This window comes from Pseudomonas sp. TH32, assembly GCF_016650855.1.
In the GTDB taxonomy this organism is placed as follows: domain Bacteria; phylum Pseudomonadota; class Gammaproteobacteria; order Pseudomonadales; family Pseudomonadaceae; genus Aquipseudomonas.
Map to the genome: position 1 here is coordinate 3,369,369 of NZ_JAEKFA010000002.1, position 21,411 is coordinate 3,390,779.

The window sequence follows — 21,411 nt, forward strand, 5'->3', positions numbered from 1 at the left end:
CAGGGACCGGAATTGCTATGTGTGATCTTCATAATAAGAACGAGCCGAACACCAGACAATTGCTTGAAGGCCTGCCAAAGAACTGGGGTAAATGGGGACCGGACGACGAAGTCGGCGCCCTCAATTACCTGACTGAAGCCGAAGTACTGCGGGGCGTCGCCTCGGTGCGCCAGGGCAAGACCTTTACCCTGCAAGTGCAGATCGGCCACCCGGGCGGCGACCCGATGTGGCCGGCGCGCAACCCGTCGATGCGCTTCAACACCCTGGACCACAGCCATTACCACTTCGGCAAACAGCCGCACATGACCGGCGGCGCGGCGTACTCCGACGACGTGATCTTCATGCAGCTGCAAGGCTCGACCCAGTACGACGCCCTCGGGCACGCCTGGTACGACAATCAACTGTGGAACGGCTACGACGCCAACACCACAGTCGGCGGCATGGCCAAGGCCAGTGTATTGGCGATTGCCGAACGGGGTGTGGTGGGTCGCGCCGTGCTGATCGACATGGCCCGATATCGCGGCAAGAAGTGCCTGGGCCGTGGCGAAACCTTCAACCATCTGGATTTGCTCGACGCCGCCAAAGCCCAGGGCGTGACCATTGAAAAGCGCGACATCCTGATCATCCGCACCGGCTCCATGGGCGCGTTTTATGAACTGGGCAAAACCGAGTTCTTCAAGGACCTGATGGAGCCGGGGCTGACTTACAGCCGGGAGCTGGTGGAGTGGTTCCACGAGATGGAAATCCCCAACCTGGTGACCGACACCATCGCCAACGAAGTGATCACCGACCCGGTGTCCGGGGTGCAGATTCCGCTGCATTGCGCGCTGATGCGCAACCTGGGGATCGCCTTCACCGAAATCGTGCTGCTGGAGGAACTGGCCGCCGATTGCGCGGACGACGGCCAGTGGAAGTTCCTCTACACCGCCGCCCCGTTGAAGATTGTCGGGGGCAGTGGTGCGCCGGTGAACCCGGTGGTGATCAAGTAACCCGAGGATCAGACCTGACCTTTGTCCCATAGCCGGACCAACTCTCCAGGTGCCAACTCTTCGGGCACCTGGAGCATCAACCGGTCATCGCGATCATCCTGGCGAAAGCGCACTTCGATTTGGTAGAAGCGCTGGTCGCCCCTCCCCGAGTCAACCGAGGCCAGCGGCAGGCAACCGTTGAGCAACGTGCAGATCTGTTCGCGCTCATCCAGATTGCACTGGGCAAACTCGATCTCGCGCGGCCGGCTCAACATCGCTGTTACCCCGCCTTGGCGGGACAGACGCACCGTGGCATCGCTGCCCAGGGGTGGTAGCTGTTTCATCGCATTCTCCTCATCCCGGGCTCACACCCACACCGGCCCAGGCTTTCTCCACCGCCTTGGCCTGGGTGGCGCCGAAACGCTCACGGGCATGCGCGACGGTCAAGGTGGCAAAGCCTTGGAAGTCCGCATCATTATCGAGTTGTTTATCGCAGAGGGCGTCATACCAGACTTGTCCTGCCTGCTCCCAGGCCGCGCCGCCCAAGGCCGTCGCTGCGAGGTAAAACGCACGGTTGGGGATCCCGGAGTTCAAGTGCACGCCGCCATTGTCATCCTGAGTGACGACGAAGTCCCGCATATGCGCCGGCTGCGGGTCCTTGCCCAGCACCGGGTCGTCATAGGCGGTGCCGGGATGGGACATGGAGCGCAGGCCTTTGCCATGGACCTTGTCGGTCAGCAAATCTGCGCCGATGAGCCAGTCCGCCTGCTCGGCCGTGTGCTTGAGCGCGTATTGCCGGGTAAGGACGCCGAACACGTCGGAGATTGATTCGTTGAGCGCCCCGGACTGGTTGCGGTAAACCAGGCCGGCTTCGCTCTCGATGATGCCGTGAGTCAGTTCGTGGGCGACCACGTCCAGGGACCGGGTAAAGCGCTGGAACACCTCACCATCGCCGTCGCCGAAGACCATTTGCGCACCATTCCAGAAGGCGTTGTCATAGCCTTCGCCATAATGCACGGTGCCGGTCAGTGCGAAACCGCGATTATCGATGGAGTCGCGCCCGTAAACCTGCCAGAAAAAATCATGGGTCGCGCCCAAGGCATCGTAAGCCTCATCCACCGCCGCATCGCCGCTGGCCCGCTGCCCTTCTGCGCGTACCAGGTCACCCGGGAGCACCGTCAGGTGGCCGGCGTCGTAGACATTGCGTTGCAACGCGCCGGTAACGGGCGCCGCCGAAGCCTGGCCAGGCTTGCCCGGATTGGGCAGTAACTGGCGAACGTGGGTCAGGGTATTCAGGGCTCGCGAGCGCTGCCAATCGGAACCGTGGTCGATCAGCCGATGGAGAATGTAGGGCGGGATAAATCCCGGGCACGAACCTGGACTGGGCATGGGCGTTCTCCTTGTCAGATAGCTGTCTGTCTTGTTGTGATGCGGTTTTGCCCCCGAGGTTCGATTGGATCGGGTGGCGAATTTGCGTATCGCCGACTCGCCACTAGACTCAGGACTCCTCTTACATGGAAGTCCACTCAATGAATGTCATTCGCCCTCTTCGCCAGGCCATTGCCCTGGTAATCCTGTTATCCGCCGGTGCTCTGACGGCACATGCCGCCGATATCCCGCTGTCCAAGTCGCTGGAAGCCGATGAGGTGACCACCAAGGTGCTCAAAGTGGATGCCGCCAGCCATCAGGTGGTGCTCCAGGGCGCTGAAGGCCGCGAGGTGCATGTGCAGCTCAGCGACCAGGCCAAGGACCTGGGCAACCTCAAGGTTGGCGATCAGGTCAAGGTGCTGGTGACTCATTCGGTCGCAGCCGTACTGGACACCGACATCGACAAGGGCGCGCCCGACGCCACCGAGAAAGCCGGCGTGCTGCGTGCCACTGCGGATAACCCGAACCCGGGCGGTGCTGCCTTCCGCCAGGTGCAGGTGCAACTGAAGATCACCCACATCGACTTGAAGAAAAACCAGGTGACCCTGGAGAACCCGGCGGGCCTGAGCAAAGTGCTGACCGTGGAAAAACCGGAAATCCGCGCCGGCCTCAAAGACCTCAAGGTCGGCCAGAGCGTGTTGGTGACCTACACCGACACCCTGGAAATCAGCACCGCCCACGAAGGCTGATGGCAGCGCAGGCCCATCAGCTCAAGGCTGATGGGCCTGCGCCAAATAGTCTTCGATGTTGTTCATCTGATCGTCCCAGCCTCGGGAGTTCTTCTTGTAGGCTTTCTGGCGGCGAGCTTCCGGGATTGCGTCAAACCCTGATTCCACCACTCGCAACAAGATGCCTTCGGCGTGATCCTCAAGGGTGAACTCCACCAGCGTGGGGGTTTCCGTGTCGTAGTCCACATCCTTGTCTACGGCGTAGGGATGCCAACTGAAAGAGAACCGCGTTTGCGGCTCAAGGCGCTCGATTGTCGCCTTCCACACCACATGCTCGTAACCGGGGTAAGTGATCTGGGCTTCAATGGCCCGACCCGGGGCGAACTGCTTGCCCTTGAGGGCGATGCCAAACCAGCTGCCGAATTGCTCGGCGTCGGTCAGTGCTTCCCAGACGCGTTGACGTGGAACGTTGAGCAGGACCTTACGTTTGATTTCATTTGATTCGTGCATGAGACACCTCCTGTATTGACAGTAGGCGACATCGACCAATGCGCAACCTTTGAGAAGGGATAGGGCATGACTCGCGTCATGCCCCATGGCCTTAAACGTGGGGATCACCCGGTGCCTTGCTGGGGGTCGCGTATTGCGGCTTCAAGTGACCTTCCTGATCGAGCAACCAGGCATCCATGATCTGGCGCACCACCGGCCCGGCCACACGGCCACCGGCCTCGCCGTTTTCGATCATGACTGAAATCACGATCCGCGGGTGCTCCGCCGGGGCGAAGCCGACGAACAAGGCGTTGTCGCGGTTGCGCTCCAGGGTTTTCAAGCGGTTGTAGCGCTCACCCTGCTTGATCGCCACCACCTGGGCGGTACCACTCTTGCCGGCAATCCGGTATTGCGCACCGGCTGCCGCCGCCCGGGCAATACCGCGCGGGTCGTGCATAACCAGCTGCATACCGTGGTTCACCTGTTCCCAATCGCGCGGGTCTTTGAGGACGACATTGGGCATCGGGTTTTCATCCACTGGCGCCACGCCATTGATGGTCTTGGCCAGGTGTGGCCGGTTCCACACGCCTTTGTTGGCGATCAGCGCAGTGGCCTGGGCCAGTTGCAACGGGGTGACCTGCATGTAGCCCTGGCCGATGCCGAGGATCACGGTTTCACCCGGGAACCACGGTTGGCGCCGGGTCGCACGCTTCCAGGCCTGGGATGGCATCAAGCCGGCTGACTCTTCGAACATGTCCAGGGAGACTTTCTGCCCGAGGCCGAACTCGGCCAGGTAGTCGTGCAGGCGATCGATGCCCAGCTTGTGGGCCAGGTCGTAGAAGTAGGTGTCGTTGGAGCGCATGATCGCCGCGTCCATGTCCACCCAGCCGTCGCCACTGTGGTTCCAGTTACGGTATTTGTGGTCGAAGTCCGGGAGTTGGTAGTAGCCAGGGTCGAACACGCGGGTCTGGGCGGTGACCACGCCGCTGTCGAGGCCGGCGATGGCCACTTCCGGCTTGATCGTCGAACCCGGCGCATAGAGCCCGCGCAGCACACGGTTGAACAACGGCCGGTCGAGAGAATCGTGAAGCGCGGCGTATTCCTTGAAGCTGATACCGGTGACGAACAGGTTCGGGTCAAAGCTCGGCTTGCTGACCATCGCCAGGACTTCGCCGGTTGCCGGGTCCAGGGCAACCACCGAGCCGCGCCGATCGCCCAAGGCCTCTTCGGCGGCTTCCTGGAGTTTGACGTCCAGGCTCAGCACGATGTTTTTGCCGGGGATCGGGTCGGTGTGCTTGAGCACCCGCAGCACACGGCCCTGGGCGTTGGTCTCGACTTCTTCATAGCCGACGTGGCCATGCAGCTCCGACTCGTAGAAACGCTCGATACCGGTTTTGCCGATGGACTGCGTGCCCCGGTACTCCACCGAGTCGAGGGCCTTGGATTCTTTTTCGTTGATCCGGCCAACGTAACCAATGGAGTGGGCAAAGTGCGCACCCAGCGGGTAATGGCGGACGAATTGCGGCTCGACGTCGACGCCCGGCAGGCGGAATTCGTTGACGGCCAGCACGGCGATCTGTTCTTCGGTCAACTCGTAAAACAGCGTGACGGGCACGAAGGGATGACGCGCCTGTTTGAGCGCTTTGTCGAATACACCGCGGTCTTCAGCGGGCAGATGCAGGAGGCTGACGATGGCGTCCAGTTCTCCCTTGAGGTCGGTCGTTCGCTCGCGGGTGATCGTCAGGTTGTAGCTGGGGCGGTTGTCGGCAAGTACTACGCCGTTGCGGTCATAGATCAGGCCGCGCGTCGGTGTAATCGGCAGGACATGGACACGATTGTTTTCCGAAATTGTGGAGTGATAGTCGTACTGCACCACCTGCAGGAAGTACATTCGGCCTACCAGGGCGCAGGTGATGCCGATCACCAGCAGTGCGCAGGCCAGCAGCCGCTTGTTGACCAGGCGGTTTTCTTTTTCGTGATCCTTGATGGGTATCGGTTCAGGCATTTCTACAGCATCTCGTTGAATAAGGTCGACGCCGCATCCTGCGGAAGAAAATCAGTCCCTGTGAAAATGTGCTGCACCATACCAAAAATGCAGAAACACTTTGCATCGATTTCCCTGAACGGCGTGCATATGGGGCTGTTCATGCACTTTGGTTTGGGCCGGCGATCTTATTCATGCGTTTTTATGCTGAGAAATCAGCTCAAGACCGACTTGGGTTCCAGGAAGGCTTCCATGCCGAATGTGCCGTACTCGCGGCCAATACCCGATTGCTTGAAACCACCAAACGGTGCCAGTGGCTCATGGGCCAGCGTGTTGATCAGGACGCGGCCAGCGTCGATGTGGCTGGCCAGCCTGCGGGCGCGTTCGGGGTTTGATGACAGGATGTACGCCTGGAGGCCGTAGGGCGTGTCGTTGGCGATGGCCAGGGCTTCGTCCTCGGTTGCGTAGGTAATAATCGATAATACGGGGCCGAAAATCTCCTCGCGGGCGATGGTCATTTGGTTGTTCACGCGGCTGAATACAGTGGGTCTTACGAACCAGCCGGCGTTGATACCTTCTGGCAAACCGGGACCTCCCGCCAATAGATGAGCACCCTCCTCAATCCCGATCTGGATGTAGCGCTGCACCCGCTCCCATTGTTTTTGACTGACCATGGGGCCGACTGCGGTAACTGGATCATGAGGATCGCCGGCTCGTACGTTGGCCACCTCCTCGATCATCAGCGCTTCGACTTCAGCCAGGCGATTTTCAGGTACCAGGATTCGAGTGCCGGCAATGCACGCCTGGCCGCTGTTCATGAAGCCGGCCTGAAGCGCCATGGGCACGGCGGTCTTGAGGTCCGCATCATCGAGAATCAGCACCGGTGATTTGCCGCCCAGTTCCAGGGTGATTCGTTTCAGAGTGTCGGCGCCGGCACGCAGGATCGTTTTGCCGACAGCAGTCGAGCCTGTGAAAGAGACTTTTGCAATGTCTGGATGGGTGCTCAACACCGCGCCTACGGTTTCGCCACGGCCGGTGACGATGTTGAACACGCCGGGAGGCAAACCCGCTTCATGAAGCGCACGGGTGACAATAGAAGTCTGGATGGCGCTCATCTCACTGGGTTTGATCACCGCGGTACAGCCGGCGGCCAACGCTGCAGCGAGCTTGCCGCAGATGAAACCGGCATTGCTGTTCCAGGGTGTGATCAATCCGGCCACGCCCAGCGGTTGCATGACCACCTCGGCGATGCCAATGCGTCGGGAGAAGTTGTAGTTCTCCAGTACCGAAGCGGCATCCTTCAGGACGCTGGCGGCATGCCTGGCCATCCATCGCGCACGGGAAACCGGCGCACCGTACTCTTCGATGATTGCCTGGGTGAGCTCGTCCTCAATCGATTCAACGGCGGCGTGCATGCGTTGGAGATAGCCGATGCGTACCGCTTTGGAGCTTTGGGAAAACTCGGCAAACGCTCGCTTGGCGGCAGCGATGGCAGCCTGGGCGTCCTGTTCATTTGCCAACCGAACCTGGCCAATACGCAGGCCCGTCGCGGGATTGAACAGGTCAAAACGCTCTTCGCCGTGGGGCGTCACAAAGGCGCCGTTGATGTAAATCTGGTTGATGTGTTGCATAGGTCCTCCGGGACGCTGAGCTAGTGCGTCCTACGGTAAGTCACTATGATTGAGCTGATAAGCCGTACAAATCGGCATGAGTTAGTGAGTGATTCAGGACAATGAACACATCCGGGCTGAATGAACTGGAAGCCGTACTGGCCGTGGCAAGGCATCGCAGTTTTCGCGCGGCGGCGACTGAGTTGAACGTGTCAACGTCGGCTCTGAGCCACTCTATCGCAGGGCTTGAAGCGCGAATGGGGGTGAGGCTGTTCAACCGCACGACGCGCAGTGTGTCGTTATCTGAAGTGGGGGCAGAGTTTGTCGAGACGATTACCCCGGCACTGTTGAGCATCCGCACGGCTTTGGAACAGGCGGGAAATCGCAGCGCGGAACCCAGCGGGACCTTGCGCCTGAATACCTCGGCGGGTGCTGCAAAGCAGGTGATGCCACTGCTGCTGGAGTACCTGCGACGTCATCCTCGGATGAAGTTGGATATCGTCACTGAAGGGCGCCTGGTGGATATCGTAGCGCAGGGATTTGATGCGGGGATTCGACTGGGGGATACCGTTCCTCAAGACATGATCGCGATTGATATCAGCCCTGCCCAGCGTTTTGCGGTATTGGGCAGCCCGGACTATTTTGCCAGCCACCCAATGCCCCTAAGTCCCATGGATTTGCGTGCTCATGCGTGTATTCGCAGCCGGATGCCCAGTGGGGCAATCTATCACTGGGAGTTTGAGCGTCATGGCGAGGCGATCGCTGTAGAGGTGCAGGGTGCTTTGACCCTGGATAACCCGACTCTGATGCTTGAGGCTGCCAGGGCGGGACTGGGATTGACCTATCTTACGGAATGGAATGCGGCCGCTGATTTAGCGAAAGGGACGCTAGTACGCGTGCTGGAGGACTGGACGCCGTCTTTTGACTGCTTGCGTCTCTATTATCCGGGTCGGCGCCATGTGCCGGCGGGGTTAAGAGCACTGATTGAGCTGATCAGGGAGCAAGGGTTTTAAACGGGGAGGCGGAGTTTATAGGCGCGGGGGGCATCCGTAGGCCCGTGTAAGCGTTAAAGTCTTTCGCGAGCAAGCTCGCTTCTTTTCGACCGCCCAAAACAAAACCCCTGATTGCGTTAGCAATCAGGGGTTTCGGAATTTAATCTTGACGATGACCTACTCTCACATGGGGAAACCCCACACTACCATCGGCGATGCATCGTTTCACTGCTGAGTTCGGGATGGGATCAGGTGGTTCCAATGCTCTATGGTCGTCAAGAAATTCGGGTACTGAGTCGTGACCAGTTGGCCTCGCTTCAGCAAATTGTGTATGTGACAGCTTTCGGTGTTTGCAAGAATCGAACTTTCGGTTCATTTCGTCTTCACACACCGCAATCTGGTGCCTTTTCAGGTCAGCAAATTGCTTGGGTGTTATATGGTCAAGCCTCACGGGCAATTAGTATTGGTTAGCTCAACGCCTCACAGCGCTTACACACCCAACCTATCAACGTCGTAGTCTTCGACGGCCCTTCAGGGAACTCAAGGTTCCAGTGAGATCTCATCTTGAGGCTAGTTTCCCGCTTAGATGCTTTCAGCGGTTATCTATTCCGAACATAGCTACCCGGCAATGCCACTGGCGTGACAACCGGAACACCAGAGGTTCGTCCACTCCGGTCCTCTCGTACTAGGAGCAGCCCCTCTCAAATCTCAAACGTCCACGGCAGATAGGGACCGAACTGTCTCACGACGTTCTAAACCCAGCTCGCGTACCACTTTAAATGGCGAACAGCCATACCCTTGGGACCGGCTTCAGCCCCAGGATGTGATGAGCCGACATCGAGGTGCCAAACACCGCCGTCGATATGAACTCTTGGGCGGTATCAGCCTGTTATCCCCGGAGTACCTTTTATCCGTTGAGCGATGGCCCTTCCATACAGAACCACCGGATCACTAAGACCTACTTTCGTACCTGCTCGACGTGTCTGTCTCGCAGTCAAGCGCGCTTTTGCCTTTATACTCTACGACCGATTTCCGACCGGTCTGAGCGCACCTTCGTACTCCTCCGTTACTCTTTAGGAGGAGACCGCCCCAGTCAAACTACCCACCATACACTGTCCTCGATCCGGATAACGGACCTGAGTTAGAACCTCAAAGTTGCCAGGGTGGTATTTCAAGGTTGGCTCCACGCGAACTGGCGTCCACGCTTCAAAGCCTCCCACCTATCCTACACAAGCAAATTCAAAGTCCAGTGCAAAGCTATAGTAAAGGTTCACGGGGTCTTTCCGTCTAGCCGCGGATACACTGCATCTTCACAGCGATTTCAATTTCACTGAGTCTCGGGTGGAGACAGCGCCGCCATCGTTACGCCATTCGTGCAGGTCGGAACTTACCCGACAAGGAATTTCGCTACCTTAGGACCGTTATAGTTACGGCCGCCGTTTACCGGGGCTTCGATCAAGAGCTTCGCGTTAGCTAACCCCATCAATTAACCTTCCGGCACCGGGCAGGCGTCACACCCTATACGTCCACTTTCGTGTTTGCAGAGTGCTGTGTTTTTAATAAACAGTCGCAGCGGCCTGGTATCTTCGACCGGCATGAGCTTACGGAGCAAGTCCTTCACCCTCACCGGCGCACCTTCTCCCGAAGTTACGGTGCCATTTTGCCTAGTTCCTTCACCCGAGTTCTCTCAAGCGCCTTGGTATTCTCTACCCAACCACCTGTGTCGGTTTGGGGTACGGTTCCTGGTTACCTGAAGCTTAGAAGCTTTTCTTGGAAGCATGGCATCAACCACTTCGCTAACTAAAAGTTAGCTCGTCATCAGCTCTCGGCCTTAGAATCCCGGATTTACCTAAGATTCCAGCCTACCACCTTAAACTTGGACAACCAACGCCAAGCTGGCCTAGCCTTCTCCGTCCCTCCATCGCAATAACCAGAAGTACAGGAATATTAACCTGTTTTCCATCGACTACGCTTTTCAGCCTCGCCTTAGGGACCGACTAACCCTGCGTCGATTAACGTTGCGCAGGAAACCTTGGTCTTTCGGCGTGGGTGTTTTTCACACCCATTATCGTTACTCATGTCAGCATTCGCACTTCTGATACCTCCAGCAAGCTTCTCAACTCACCTTCACAGGCTTACAGAACGCTCCTCTACCGCATCATCCGAAGATGATACCCGTAGCTTCGGTGTATGGTTTGAGCCCCGTTACATCTTCCGCGCAGGCCGACTCGACTAGTGAGCTATTACGCTTTCTTTAAAGGGTGGCTGCTTCTAAGCCAACCTCCTAGCTGTCTAAGCCTTCCCACATCGTTTCCCACTTAACCATAACTTTGGGACCTTAGCTGACGGTCTGGGTTGTTTCCCTTTTCACGACGGACGTTAGCACCCGCCGTGTGTCTCCCATGCTCGGCACTTGTAGGTATTCGGAGTTTGCATCGGTTTGGTAAGTCGGGATGACCCCCTAGCCGAAACAGTGCTCTACCCCCTACAGTGATACATGAGGCGCTACCTAAATAGCTTTCGAGGAGAACCAGCTATCTCCGAGCTTGATTAGCCTTTCACTCCGATCCACAGGTCATCCGCTAACTTTTCAACGGTAGTCGGTTCGGTCCTCCAGTTAGTGTTACCCAACCTTCAACCTGCCCATGGATAGATCGCCCGGTTTCGGGTCTATTCCCAGCGACTAGACGCCCTATTAAGACTCGCTTTCGCTACGCCTCCCCTATTCGGTTAAGCTCGCCACTGAAAATAAGTCGCTGACCCATTATACAAAAGGTACGCAGTCACAGAACAAAGTCTGCTCCCACTGCTTGTACGCATACGGTTTCAGGATCTATTTCACTCCCCTCTCCGGGGTTCTTTTCGCCTTTCCCTCACGGTACTAGTTCACTATCGGTCAGTCAGTAGTATTTAGCCTTGGAGGATGGTCCCCCCATATTCAGACAAAGTTTCTCGTGCTCCGTCCTACTCGATTTCATGACTAAGAGATTTTCGCGTACAGGGCTATCACCCACTATGGCCGCACTTTCCAGAGCGTTCCGCTAATCTCAAAGCCACTTAAGGGCTAGTCCCCGTTCGCTCGCCACTACTAAGGGAATCTCGGTTGATTTCTTTTCCTCAGGGTACTTAGATGTTTCAGTTCCCCTGGTTCGCTCCATACACCTATGTATTCAGTGTAAGGTAACCATCTTATGATGGTTGGGTTCCCCCATTCAGACATCTCCGGATCAAAGTCTGTTTGCCGACTCCCCGAAGCTTTTCGCAGGCTACCACGTCTTTCATCGCCTCTGACTGCCAAGGCATCCACCGTATGCGCTTCTTCACTTGACCATATAACCCCAAGCAATCTGGTTATACTGTGAAGACGACATTCGCCGAAAATTCGAATTTCTCAACTAAGAGAACTCACAAATTTTACCTTAGCCTGATCCGTTACCAGTGAAAGTAACGTTCAGTCTATCTTTCTATCACATACCCAAATTTTTAAAGAACGATCTAATCAAAGACTAGAAATCAACATTCACCATCACAATGATGGAATGCTCATTTCTAAGCTTTCAACTTTCAGAAGCAGTAGTGGTGGAGCCAAACGGGATCGAACCGTTGACCTCCTGCGTGCAAGGCAGGCGCTCTCCCAGCTGAGCTATGGCCCCGTATTTCTACAGGCGTTTCCCACACAAAATTGGTGGGTCTGGGCAGATTCGAACTGCCGACCTCACCCTTATCAGGGGTGCGCTCTAACCAACTGAGCTACAGACCCAATTTCGGGCTGCTTCTTTATCGTCTTCTTCAATGAATCAAGCAATTCGTGTGGGAACTTATGGAGCAGCTGATGTCGTCGATTAAGGAGGTGATCCAGCCGCAGGTTCCCCTACGGCTACCTTGTTACGACTTCACCCCAGTCATGAATCACACCGTGGTAACCGTCCTCCCGAAGGTTAGACTAGCTACTTCTGGTGCAACCCACTCCCATGGTGTGACGGGCGGTGTGTACAAGGCCCGGGAACGTATTCACCGCGACATTCTGATTCGCGATTACTAGCGATTCCGACTTCACGCAGTCGAGTTGCAGACTGCGATCCGGACTACGATCGGTTTTCTGGGATTAGCTCCACCTCGCGGCTTGGCAACCCTCTGTACCGACCATTGTAGCACGTGTGTAGCCCAGGCCGTAAGGGCCATGATGACTTGACGTCATCCCCACCTTCCTCCGGTTTGTCACCGGCAGTCTCCTTAGAGTGCCCACCATAACGTGCTGGTAACTAAGGACAAGGGTTGCGCTCGTTACGGGACTTAACCCAACATCTCACGACACGAGCTGACGACAGCCATGCAGCACCTGTCTCAATGTTCCCGAAGGCACCAATCTATCTCTAGAAAGTTCATTGGATGTCAAGGCCTGGTAAGGTTCTTCGCGTTGCTTCGAATTAAACCACATGCTCCACCGCTTGTGCGGGCCCCCGTCAATTCATTTGAGTTTTAACCTTGCGGCCGTACTCCCCAGGCGGTCAACTTAATGCGTTAGCTGCGCCACTAAGAGCTCAAGGCTCCCAACGGCTAGTTGACATCGTTTACGGCGTGGACTACCAGGGTATCTAATCCTGTTTGCTCCCCACGCTTTCGCACCTCAGTGTCAGTATCAGTCCAGGTGGTCGCCTTCGCCACTGGTGTTCCTTCCTATATCTACGCATTTCACCGCTACACAGGAAATTCCACCACCCTCTACCATACTCTAGCTCGTCAGTTTTGAATGCAGTTCCCAGGTTGAGCCCGGGGATTTCACATCCAACTTAACGAACCACCTACGCGCGCTTTACGCCCAGTAATTCCGATTAACGCTTGCACCCTCTGTATTACCGCGGCTGCTGGCACAGAGTTAGCCGGTGCTTATTCTGTCGGTAACGTCAAAACAGCAAAGTATTAATTTACTGCCCTTCCTCCCAACTTAAAGTGCTTTACAATCCGAAGACCTTCTTCACACACGCGGCATGGCTGGATCAGGCTTTCGCCCATTGTCCAATATTCCCCACTGCTGCCTCCCGTAGGAGTCTGGACCGTGTCTCAGTTCCAGTGTGACTGATCATCCTCTCAGACCAGTTACGGATCGTCGCCTTGGTGAGCCATTACCCCACCAACTAGCTAATCCGACCTAGGCTCATCTGATAGCGCAAGGCCCGAAGGTCCCCTGCTTTCTCCCGTAGGACGTATGCGGTATTAGCGTCCGTTTCCGGACGTTATCCCCCACTACCAGGCAGATTCCTAGGCATTACTCACCCGTCCGCCGCTCTCAAGAGAAGCAAGCTTCTCTCTACCGCTCGACTTGCATGTGTTAGGCCTGCCGCCAGCGTTCAATCTGAGCCATGATCAAACTCTTCAGTTCAAACATCTTTGGGTTTTTAAGAAACCCTAAACTTGGCTCAGCAATCGTTGGTTACATCTTTGATTTCTCGCGGAGTAACTTGTGATGCTGATAATCTTGTTGACTATCAGTCTGACTCCACAAGCACCCACACGAATTGCTTGATTCAGTTGTTAAAGAGCGGTTGGTTAAGATCTTTCGTCTCAACCGAGGCGCGCATTCTACAGCAGCCTCATTTGCTGTCAAGTGATTATTTTCAGAAGCTTTCAAAGTTTCCTTTGTAACTTCAACCACTTGCGCTTCCGATCTCTCGTTAGCGGGAGGCGAATTCTACAGCGTTACACGCTGCTGTCAACACCTCTTTTTCTCCGCTTTCGACCGAGAAGATCGAACCGTTAACAGAGCTAAACTACACCGCTCTATCAACTTCTTCCAGGCTTCGATATCTGAAGCAGCTCACTGTCGAAACCTACATAACTCTTTGTTTACCAAGGAGTTTTCCGTTTCGAGTGCGCCGGAAGTGGGGCGAATTATAGACTTCCAGAATCTGCCGTCAACCCTTAATTCCGATTTTCTATCAATCCATCCCGACCATCCTGGAATTCACCTATATAGAGAGGAATCCTGAACAAATTGAGCAATATATTGCCCATTGCTCAACAGTTAAGCATCATAGCCACTTCTGCTTCTTTAATACGACCTCGGACGAACACCCTCAATGACCACCTCACCCCGTAGCCTGGCCTCGACATTGTTTCCGGTCGGCCTGCTACTCATTGCCATGGCCTCCATTCAATCAGGCGCCTCGCTCGCCAAAAGCATGTTCCCCATCGTTGGTGCTCAGGGCACCACCACCCTGCGCCTGATTTTTGCCAGTGTGATCATGCTGCTTCTATTACGTCCATGGCGCGCCAAGCTGACAGCCAAGTCGCTGCAGACGGTCATCGTTTACGGAATGGCGTTGGGCGGAATGAACTTCCTCTTCTATATGTCACTGCGGACCGTTCCCCTGGGAATCGCAGTAGCCCTCGAATTCACCGGCCCATTGGCCGTCGCCATCTATGCTTCGCGACGCGCGGTAGACTTTCTCTGGATAGCCTTGGCAATCGTCGGCCTTCTACTATTGATCCCCGTAGGAGAAGCCAGCAGCGGCATTGATCTCACAGGCGCCGCCTACGCACTGGGCGCAGGCGCCTGCTGGGCGCTCTACATTCTGTTTGGCCAAAAGGCCGGTGCCGACAACGGCGTACAAACCGCAGCCCTGGGCGTAATGATTGCTGCACTGTTTGTCGCGCCAATCGGTATTGTCCACGCCGGCGCTGCATTACTCACGCCCTCACTGATTCCGATCGCCATTGGTGTCGCGGTTTTATCCACCGCCCTGCCCTACACCCTGGAGATGGTCGCCCTGACCCGCTTGCCCGCCCGCACATTCGGAACCCTGATGAGTATCGAGCCCGCGTTCGGCGCCTTGTCTGGCCTGTTTTTCCTTCAAGAACACCTGTCCCTGGCGCAATGGCTGGCCATTACCTGCATTATCCTGGCCTCCGTTGGTGCAACCCTGACCATGCGTAACGAATCAAAGCCACTCGTTCCAGCCGATTGATTCAGGATTTGACGTAGCTCTGGCATTTGCCGCTCAATTAGGCCATGTTTAGGCCGTAACCCAGTGTCACTCATGGAGAATTTCGATAAGGACATCATGAACGCTACACTCGAGAGCGAGCAAAGCCAGCTTCGTGCATTTAAGCGAGGCGGCTATTAAGGATAGTAATGAAGCGAATTTTGATGCTGTTCATGATTGTGGCAATCGCAGGTTGTGCCGCGACGACCAAGACCGAAGTGAAACGGGGAAAAAAGGGGCTGCATATCAACTGCTCGGGCCTGTCCTCCTCCTGGGACCAGTGCTACGCCAGTGCGGCCAATTCATGTGGTGCCAAAGGCTATAAAGTCATCGCCAAGTCGGGCGACAACGCTGAAGACCCGGGCGACTATCCGTTTGGTCTCAACCCCGCCGGCTACACCAGCCGCAGCATGATAGTGATCTGCAAGTAACTGCCGACGCCTTTACAGGTTCGACAGTTGCTGGCTGAGTACGTCGTAGTTCGATGACAGCACCTGTGCCTGCACCTGCGGGTTGACCATCATCCGCGCTACTACCAGGGCGCCGATGCATTGCGACAAAATCGACCACGCCAGGTCCTCGCTACCCAGCGTTGCAGCCCACCCCGCCTGCAATCGGCAAATCCAGTCCTGCGCCTGTTGGCGCACCGCCACATCCGATCGAGCAATCTCGGCACCCAGGCTCGGCAACGCACAGCCCGCTTCAGACTGCTCCACATGGGCCATGCTCAAGTAGAACTTCAAACAGCGATCCAGCCGCTCCCGACTCTGCACGCCATTACCATTCAAGCGCTCAAGGCTGTGACTCAATTCGCGCTCGACAATCGAGCTGAACAATTCGTCCTTTGAGGCGAAGTGGCTATAAAACGCGCCACCACTCAAGCCGATGGCTTTCATCAAGCCATCCACTCCGACACTGGCAAACCCTTCTTTCTTCGCCAGGGCTGCACTGCTATCCAGCAGTTTCTCTCTGGTTTCCTGCTTATGACTGGCCGAATATCGCATCGCTTTCCCCCTGGTGTTGTCAGCTTGACGCCCGCCGGATCATAGCATAACGTTCGTTTACCAAACGATCGTTTACTAAAGGATCTCCCATGACGAACAACAAGAAAATCGTACTGGTAGTGGGTGCTGGTGATGCTACTGGCGGCGCAATTGCCAAACGCTTCGCCCGTGAAGGTTATGTCGCATGCGTTACCCGGCGCAGCGCCGAAAAACTGCAACCCTTGGTGGACAGCATCCAGGCGGCCGGCGGAGAGGCACATGGCTTTGCCTGCGACGCCCGCAAGGAAGAAGACGTGATTGCGCTGATCGAACAGATTGAAACCGAGCTGGGGCCCATTGAAGCTTTTGTGTTCAACATCGGTGCGAATGTACCGTGCAGCATCCTGGAAGAAACCGCCCGCAAGTACTTCAAGATTTGGGAAATGGCCTGTTTCTCTGGCTTCCTCAACGCGCGCGAAGTGGCCAAGCGCATGGTCACCCGTCACCGCGGCACCATCCTGTTTACCGGTGCCACTGCCGGATTGCGCGGTGCCGCCGGCTTTGCCGCGTTCGCAGGCGCGAAACACGGGATCCGCGCACTGGCGCAAAGCATGGCCCGCGAGTTGGGTCCGAGGAACATCCACGTCGCCCACGTAGTCGTGGATGGCGCCATCGACACTGACTTCATTCGTGACAACTTCCCGCAGAAGTACGCCCTCAAGGATCAGGACGGTATTCTCAACCCCGAACACATCGCCGATAACTATTGGTACCTGCACAGTCAGCCCCGGGACGCCTGGACCTTCGAGCTGGACCTGCGCCCCTGGAATGAACCCTGGTAAGCACGCCCCATAACAATAAACAGCGAGTACCCAGCATGAGTAAAACCGTGGAGTTTTTCTTCGACCTCGGCAGCCCTGCCACCTATCTGGCCTATACGCAGCTTCCAGGCCTGTGCGCTGCAACCAGCGCCCAGCTGATTTATAAGCCAATGTTGCTGGGCGGCGTGTTCAAGGCCACCGGCAATGCATCACCGGTCACCATTCCCGCCAAAGGCCGCTACATGCTTCAGGACCTGGCGCGCTACGCCCAGCGCTACAACGTCCCGCTCAAGTTCAACCCGCACTTCCCCATCAATACATTGACACTGATGCGCGCAGTCACCGGTGTCCAAATGCGCCAACCCGAGCGTTTTCAGGATTTCATCGATTGCCTGTTCCGTGCCCTTTGGGTAGAAGGCCGTCACCTGGGTGATCCTGCTGTGGTGGCTGCGGTGCTGGCTGAACACGGTTTTGATCCCGAAGCAGTCCTGGCGTTGACGAATGACGACGCCGTCAAGGCCACCCTCAAGGACAACACCGAGCACGCCATCCAGCGCGGCGTATTCGGGGCGCCTACGATGTTCGTCGGCGACCAGTTGTTTTTCGGCCAGGACCGCCTGGAGTTTGTCCGCGAAGCGCTGAGCTAGATTTCAATCACCAGACGCCTTTGAGCGCCGCCGGCGAGTAACTCGCAGGCGGCGTTTGCCGTGTGCAGGTCGAATTGACGCCCGTCGAGAATCGGCGTGAGCTTCCCGTCATCAATCAACTGCGCCGCCTCGGCAAGGATCTGCCCGTGGTGCTCCCGCCCCTTGCCCGTCAGCATCGGCAGCAGGGTAAACACCCCGGAGTAAGTCGCCCCGCGAAACGACAACGGCGCCAGGCTATGAGAACCCCAGCCAAGACAACTCAGCACATGCCCGTGATAAGTCCTGGCCGCCCGGAAGGACGCATCCAGCGTCGGCCCGCCCACCGTGTCATACACAATGTCAAAACCTTCGCCCGCCGTGTACAAGGCTACGTACTCCTCGACGGTGTGCTGTTGGTAGTCGATAAACGTAGCGCCCAGCCCCTCGATCAACGCCCGCTGCCTGGCTGAACCGGTCGCAAACACCTCGGCGCCAAATGCATTAGCCACTTGCACGGCGACATGTCCTACACCACCCGCACCGCCCTGAATCAGTACTTTATGCCCCGGACCTACATGCGCACGGTCCACCAGCCCTTCCCATGCGGTGATCAGCACCAACGGCAATGCCGCGGCTTCGCGCATGCTCAGGGTCACGGGTTTTCTCGCCAGCAAGCGCGCATCCACCACGGCAAACTCCGCCAACGAGCCCTGGATGCCGCCCACTCCCGTCGCCAGGGCGTACACCTCATCGCCCGCCTTCCACTCGTTGATACCCGGGCCCACCGTCTCGATGATCCCCGCCAAGTCCAAGCCAATCACAGCCGGCAACGGCTGACGGGCATGGGCCGCCTCGCCTGCACGAATTTTCCCGTCCAACGGGTTGAGGCCACTGGCCTTGATCTTCACCAGCACCTCACCCTCCCCCGGCATCGGCCTTGGAATCGTTGCCAGCCGTAACGGCCCATTCGCCACATCCACCACCAGGGCATGCATTTGAGTTGTATCAGTCATGGTCGCGATCTCGATTCATCAGGAAGTGATCACCATGATGTGCCCAGCCATTCATGCCGATAAGACGCCAAACCGCTATAGTGACCATGCTCATTTGGCATGAATTGGTAGCCCCATGGATAAGCTCAACGCAATGGCCATTTTCGTCCGGGTGATCGAGCGCGGGAGTTTCTCTGCGGTTGCCCGGGAATTGCACACCACTCAGCCCACCATCAGCAAAGTACTGCGTGCACTGGAGACAGAACTGGGTGGCAAGCTGATTTCCCGCAGCACCCGCAAACTCTCCCTGACAGACGAAGGCCAGCGCTACTACAGCCATTGCCGGCAAATCCTCGCGGCGGTGGATGCTGCAGAACACAGCTTCCAGTCCGGCAGGGAGGCTGTCGCCGGTCCGTTACGCATTGGCTCGTCGGTGAGCTTCGGTCGCCTGCACATCGCCTCACGCCTGGCGGGATTTCTCGATCGATACCCACAGGTACAGGTTGACCTGCAACTGAACGATCAAAATCAGGACCTGGTCAGCGAAGGCCTGGACGTTACCCTGCGCATCGGCGAGTTGCGCGACAGCGGCCTGATCGCCCGGCAGATCGGCACTACTCACCGGGTCACCCTCGCCAGCCCGGCCTATCTGGCCAAACACCCGGCGCCGCAAACACCGCAAGAGCTGGCCCGGCACAATTGCCTGCTGTTCAACCTGCTCAGCAGCCAGAACCAATGGGTCTACGAAAAGGACGGGACGCGGCACAGCGTCAAGATCAAGGGCAACGCCCAGAGCAATAACTCCGAGGCTGTACGCGAGATGGTATTGGCGGGGCTCGGCATTGCGCTATCGCCCCTGTGGTTGTTCTTTGATGACCTGAAGGCCGGCCGGGTGGTCGCCTTGCTGCAGGACTACACCCCGCAGTCGCTGCCGATTCATGCCGTTTCGGCACCCAATCGCCGTCAGTCCGCCCGGGTCAAAGCGTTTATCGACTACATGGCCGATGCCCTGACCCAGGCGCCCGAACTGCAGCCCCTCAGATAGCAGCCGTACGCACCTGCAACCATTCCAGCGCCGCGCCACTGAGCAGCGGGCTCAAGCGCTCGCGGACTTGCGCGTGGTAATCGTTGAACCACTGGCGCTCGTCCACCGTCAGCAACGACGGCTCCAGGCAACGGGTGTCGATGGGGCACAGCGTGAGTGTCTCGAACTTGAGGAACTCGCCAAACTCGGTCTTGCCCGCTTCACGGTTCAGCACCAGGTTCTCGATCCGCACACCCCAACGCCCCGGACGGTAAGTGCCCGGCTCGATGGACGTAATCATGCCGGCCTGCATCGCGGTTTGCGGTGCGGCGACGGCTTGATAGGCGATCACCTGCGGGCCTTCATGCACATTGAGGAAGTAGCCGACGCCATGACCGGTGCCGTGGCCGTAGTCCACGCCTTCGGCCCAGATCGGCGCACGGGCGATGGAATCCAGCAGCGGCGAAAGAATGCCCTTGGGGAAATGCGCGCGGGACAAGGCAATCACACCCTTGAGCACCCGCGTGCAATCGCGTTTCTGCTCTTCGGTTGGCGTGCCGATGGGCACCATCCGCGTGATATCGGTGGTGCCACCCAGGTACTGGCCACCGGAGTCGATCAGCAGCAAGCCATCGCCTTCGATCAGCGCGTGCTCTTCTTCAGTCGCGTGGTAGTGCGGCATCGCGCCATTGGCGTTGAACGCGGCAATCGTGTTGAAACTCAGCGACACATAACCCGGCCGGCGGGTACGGGCCGCCGTCAGGTGTTCATCAATAGTCAGTTCGGTGATGCGCTCACGGCCCAACGCACTGTCGAGCCAGGCGAAGAATTCGCACAAGGCCGCGCCGTCCTGCTCCATGGCCTGGCGAATATGCTCGGCGTCCGCCAGGCTTTTACGCGATTTGGCCAAGGTGGTCGGGTTAAGCCCTTCGATCAGCTTGACGCCACTGCCGAGGTTTTCCAGCAAGCCGGCGGTCACCCGTGCCGGATCGACCTGCACACTGGCGCCCGACGGAATGGCCTTCAATGCAGCTGCGACTTCGCTGTAATCACGCAGGGCCACGCCATCCTGCTCCAGCACGGCACGAAGCTCGGCATCGACTTTGCTCAAAGCCACAAACAATGTCGCCTGCTGCTGACCGATCAAGGCAAAGGACACAAACACCGGGTTGAACGAAACGTCACCACCACGCAGGTTAAACAGCCAGGCGATATCGTCCAGGGTCGCGATGAAATGCCAGTCGGCCCCCTTCTCGCTCAAGCTTTCGCGCAGGGCCGCGAGTTTTTCGCCGCGGCTGACGGTGGCCTGGGGCGGCAGATGTTGATAGATCGGCTGGTTCGGCAAGGTTGGGCGGTCTTGCCAGACTTCATTCAGCAGGTCGATGTCCGTGCGCAAGCGTGCACCACGTGCTTCCAGCTTGCTGCCCAGGGTACGCGCCGAGGCCACGGCCATGACCGCACCGTCCACTGCCACCACGCCGCCTTCCGGAGTCTGTTCCGCCAGCCATTCCAGTGGCCCGGGCTGGCCGGGTTGCAGCTTGACCAATTCGATACCGCTGCCCTTGAGTTCCTTGGTCGCCTGTTCCCAATAGCGGCTGTCTGCCCACACACCGGCGAAATCCGCGGTGACAATCAGTGTGCCCACCGAGCCGTGAAAACCCGACAACCACTGGCGCCCCTGCCAGTAACCCGGCAGGTATTCGGACAAGTGCGGGTCGGCCGACGGCACCAAAAGGGCATGAATGCCTTCGCGGCTCATCAGTTCGCGGGTATGCGCCAGGCGCTGGGGAACCGTTCCATGGGTCAAAGGCTGTGTGCTCATCGTGTCTCCTGCTAACCACTA

General features: G+C 57.4%; 16 protein-coding genes, 2 tRNA genes and 3 rRNA genes. 8 read left to right on the top strand and 13 right to left on the bottom strand.

Annotation, left to right across the window (positions count from 1 at the left end):
* Positions 1-17 precede the first annotated feature (17 nt).
* Positions 18-989: a cyclase family protein gene (locus tag JFV30_RS18925; protein ID WP_201124904.1), complete on the top strand. Its 972-nt coding sequence runs from the start codon at positions 18-20 to the stop codon at positions 987-989.
* An 8-nt stretch (positions 990-997) separates the two neighbouring features.
* On the opposite strand, the gene JFV30_RS18930 is transcribed toward JFV30_RS18925, so the two are convergent.
* Positions 998-1,312 carry a protealysin inhibitor emfourin gene (locus tag JFV30_RS18930; protein WP_010166611.1) on the bottom strand — a complete coding sequence of 105 codons (315 nt, stop codon included), beginning with the start codon at positions 1,310-1,312 and terminating at the stop codon, positions 998-1,000.
* A gap of 10 nt (positions 1,313-1,322) precedes the next feature.
* Positions 1,323-2,357 carry a M4 family metallopeptidase gene (locus JFV30_RS18935; protein ID WP_201124905.1) on the bottom strand — a complete coding sequence of 345 codons (1,035 nt, stop codon included), beginning with the start codon at positions 2,355-2,357 and terminating at the stop codon, positions 1,323-1,325.
* Positions 2,358-2,497: 140 nt separating this feature from the next.
* On the opposite strand from JFV30_RS18935, the gene JFV30_RS18940 reads away from it, so the two are divergent.
* Positions 2,498-3,085, top strand: coding sequence for a hypothetical protein (locus JFV30_RS18940; RefSeq protein ID WP_201124906.1), 588 nt, complete (start codon positions 2,498-2,500; stop codon positions 3,083-3,085).
* A 21-nt stretch (positions 3,086-3,106) separates the two neighbouring features.
* Here JFV30_RS18940 and JFV30_RS18945 read toward each other — a convergent pair whose 3' ends face one another.
* The 3 genes from JFV30_RS18945 to JFV30_RS18955 form a co-directional block, all read right to left on the bottom strand.
* Positions 3,107-3,574, bottom strand: a complete 468-nt coding sequence (locus JFV30_RS18945) for an SRPBCC family protein (protein WP_201124907.1) — start codon at positions 3,572-3,574, stop codon at positions 3,107-3,109.
* Between the two features lie 91 nt (positions 3,575-3,665).
* On the bottom strand, positions 3,666-5,558 hold the full coding sequence (gene mrdA, locus JFV30_RS18950; protein WP_010166602.1) for a penicillin-binding protein 2: 1,893 nt from the start codon (positions 5,556-5,558) through the stop codon (positions 3,666-3,668).
* Positions 5,559-5,752: 194 nt separating this feature from the next.
* Positions 5,753-7,168, bottom strand: a complete 1,416-nt coding sequence (locus JFV30_RS18955; RefSeq protein ID WP_201124908.1) for an aldehyde dehydrogenase family protein — start codon at positions 7,166-7,168, stop codon at positions 5,753-5,755.
* A 101-nt stretch (positions 7,169-7,269) separates the two neighbouring features.
* Between JFV30_RS18955 and JFV30_RS18960 the strand changes: the two genes are divergently transcribed.
* On the top strand, positions 7,270-8,160 hold the full coding sequence (locus tag JFV30_RS18960) for a LysR family transcriptional regulator (protein ID WP_201124909.1): 891 nt from the start codon (positions 7,270-7,272) through the stop codon (positions 8,158-8,160).
* A gap of 143 nt (positions 8,161-8,303) precedes the next feature.
* On the opposite strand, the gene rrf is transcribed toward JFV30_RS18960, so the two are convergent.
* The 5 genes from rrf to JFV30_RS18985 all read right to left on the bottom strand — a co-directional run bounded on the left by rrf (position 8,304) and on the right by JFV30_RS18985 (position 13,519).
* Positions 8,304-8,419, bottom strand: a 5S ribosomal RNA gene (rrf, locus tag JFV30_RS18965).
* A 156-nt stretch (positions 8,420-8,575) separates the two neighbouring features.
* Positions 8,576-11,469 (bottom strand): 23S ribosomal RNA (locus JFV30_RS18970).
* Between the two features lie 247 nt (positions 11,470-11,716).
* Positions 11,717-11,792: transfer RNA gene (locus JFV30_RS18975), tRNA-Ala, on the bottom strand.
* Between the two features lie 30 nt (positions 11,793-11,822).
* A tRNA-Ile gene (locus JFV30_RS18980) sits at positions 11,823-11,899 on the bottom strand.
* A gap of 83 nt (positions 11,900-11,982) precedes the next feature.
* Positions 11,983-13,519, bottom strand: a 16S ribosomal RNA gene (locus JFV30_RS18985).
* Together the 16S, 23S and 5S rRNA genes with 2 tRNA genes alongside form the textbook arrangement of a ribosomal RNA operon.
* Positions 13,520-14,216: 697 nt before the next feature.
* Between JFV30_RS18985 and rhtA the strand changes: the two genes are divergently transcribed.
* Both rhtA and JFV30_RS18995 read left to right on the top strand, forming a co-directional pair.
* On the top strand, positions 14,217-15,104 hold the full coding sequence (gene rhtA, locus JFV30_RS18990; RefSeq protein ID WP_003210146.1) for a threonine/homoserine exporter RhtA: 888 nt from the start codon (positions 14,217-14,219) through the stop codon (positions 15,102-15,104).
* A gap of 167 nt (positions 15,105-15,271) precedes the next feature.
* On the top strand, positions 15,272-15,553 hold the full coding sequence (locus JFV30_RS18995; protein WP_003210144.1) for a hypothetical protein: 282 nt from the start codon (positions 15,272-15,274) through the stop codon (positions 15,551-15,553).
* A gap of 12 nt (positions 15,554-15,565) precedes the next feature.
* Here JFV30_RS18995 and JFV30_RS19000 read toward each other — a convergent pair whose 3' ends face one another.
* On the bottom strand, positions 15,566-16,126 hold the full coding sequence (locus JFV30_RS19000) for a TetR/AcrR family transcriptional regulator (protein WP_169385837.1): 561 nt from the start codon (positions 16,124-16,126) through the stop codon (positions 15,566-15,568).
* An 89-nt stretch (positions 16,127-16,215) separates the two neighbouring features.
* On the opposite strand from JFV30_RS19000, the gene JFV30_RS19005 reads away from it, so the two are divergent.
* Together JFV30_RS19005 and JFV30_RS19010 are read left to right on the top strand one after the other, a co-directional pair.
* Positions 16,216-16,947, top strand: coding sequence for an SDR family oxidoreductase (locus JFV30_RS19005; RefSeq protein ID WP_169385838.1), 732 nt, complete (start codon positions 16,216-16,218; stop codon positions 16,945-16,947).
* A 35-nt stretch (positions 16,948-16,982) separates the two neighbouring features.
* Entirely contained in the window at positions 16,983-17,573 is a 591-nt protein-coding gene (locus JFV30_RS19010; RefSeq protein ID WP_201124910.1) for a 2-hydroxychromene-2-carboxylate isomerase, read from the top strand.
* Here JFV30_RS19010 and JFV30_RS19015 read toward each other — a convergent pair.
* A complete protein-coding gene (locus JFV30_RS19015; protein ID WP_201124911.1) occupies positions 17,570-18,565 on the bottom strand; it encodes a zinc-dependent alcohol dehydrogenase family protein in 996 nt (331 codons plus the stop codon). The genes JFV30_RS19010 and JFV30_RS19015 overlap by 4 nt on opposite strands.
* A 115-nt stretch (positions 18,566-18,680) precedes the next feature.
* Between JFV30_RS19015 and JFV30_RS19020 the strand changes: the two genes are divergently transcribed.
* Complete coding sequence (locus JFV30_RS19020) at positions 18,681-19,589, top strand: LysR family transcriptional regulator (RefSeq protein WP_201124912.1); 909 nt, start codon at positions 18,681-18,683, stop codon at positions 19,587-19,589.
* Here JFV30_RS19020 and JFV30_RS19025 read toward each other — a convergent pair.
* Positions 19,582-21,390: an aminopeptidase P family protein gene (locus JFV30_RS19025; RefSeq protein ID WP_201124913.1), complete on the bottom strand. Its 1,809-nt coding sequence runs from the start codon at positions 21,388-21,390 to the stop codon at positions 19,582-19,584. The genes JFV30_RS19020 and JFV30_RS19025 overlap by 8 nt on opposite strands.
* Positions 21,391-21,411 lie beyond the last annotated feature (21 nt).

Bases quoted from the DNA above. Each gene is read 5' to 3' on its own strand.
- JFV30_RS18925 (WP_201124904.1), top strand. From the start codon at position 18: ATGTGTGATCTTCATAATAAGAACGAGCCGAACACCAGACAATTGCTT.
- JFV30_RS18930 (WP_010166611.1), bottom strand. From the start codon at position 1,312: ATGAAACAGCTACCACCCCTGGGCAGCGATGCCACGGTGCGTCTGTCC.
- JFV30_RS18935 (WP_201124905.1), bottom strand. From the start codon at position 2,357: ATGCCCAGTCCAGGTTCGTGCCCGGGATTTATCCCGCCCTACATTCTC.
- JFV30_RS18940 (WP_201124906.1), top strand. From the start codon at position 2,498: ATGAATGTCATTCGCCCTCTTCGCCAGGCCATTGCCCTGGTAATCCTG.
- JFV30_RS18945 (WP_201124907.1), bottom strand. From the start codon at position 3,574: ATGCACGAATCAAATGAAATCAAACGTAAGGTCCTGCTCAACGTTCCA.
- mrdA (WP_010166602.1), bottom strand. From the start codon at position 5,558: ATGCCTGAACCGATACCCATCAAGGATCACGAAAAAGAAAACCGCCTG.
- JFV30_RS18955 (WP_201124908.1), bottom strand. From the start codon at position 7,168: ATGCAACACATCAACCAGATTTACATCAACGGCGCCTTTGTGACGCCC.
- JFV30_RS18960 (WP_201124909.1), top strand. From the start codon at position 7,270: ATGAACACATCCGGGCTGAATGAACTGGAAGCCGTACTGGCCGTGGCA.
- rhtA (WP_003210146.1), top strand. From the start codon at position 14,217: ATGACCACCTCACCCCGTAGCCTGGCCTCGACATTGTTTCCGGTCGGC.
- JFV30_RS18995 (WP_003210144.1), top strand. From the start codon at position 15,272: ATGAAGCGAATTTTGATGCTGTTCATGATTGTGGCAATCGCAGGTTGT.
- JFV30_RS19000 (WP_169385837.1), bottom strand. From the start codon at position 16,126: ATGCGATATTCGGCCAGTCATAAGCAGGAAACCAGAGAGAAACTGCTG.
- JFV30_RS19005 (WP_169385838.1), top strand. From the start codon at position 16,216: ATGACGAACAACAAGAAAATCGTACTGGTAGTGGGTGCTGGTGATGCT.
- JFV30_RS19010 (WP_201124910.1), top strand. From the start codon at position 16,983: ATGAGTAAAACCGTGGAGTTTTTCTTCGACCTCGGCAGCCCTGCCACC.
- JFV30_RS19015 (WP_201124911.1), bottom strand. From the start codon at position 18,565: ATGACTGATACAACTCAAATGCATGCCCTGGTGGTGGATGTGGCGAAT.
- JFV30_RS19020 (WP_201124912.1), top strand. From the start codon at position 18,681: ATGGATAAGCTCAACGCAATGGCCATTTTCGTCCGGGTGATCGAGCGC.
- JFV30_RS19025 (WP_201124913.1), bottom strand. From the start codon at position 21,390: ATGAGCACACAGCCTTTGACCCATGGAACGGTTCCCCAGCGCCTGGCG.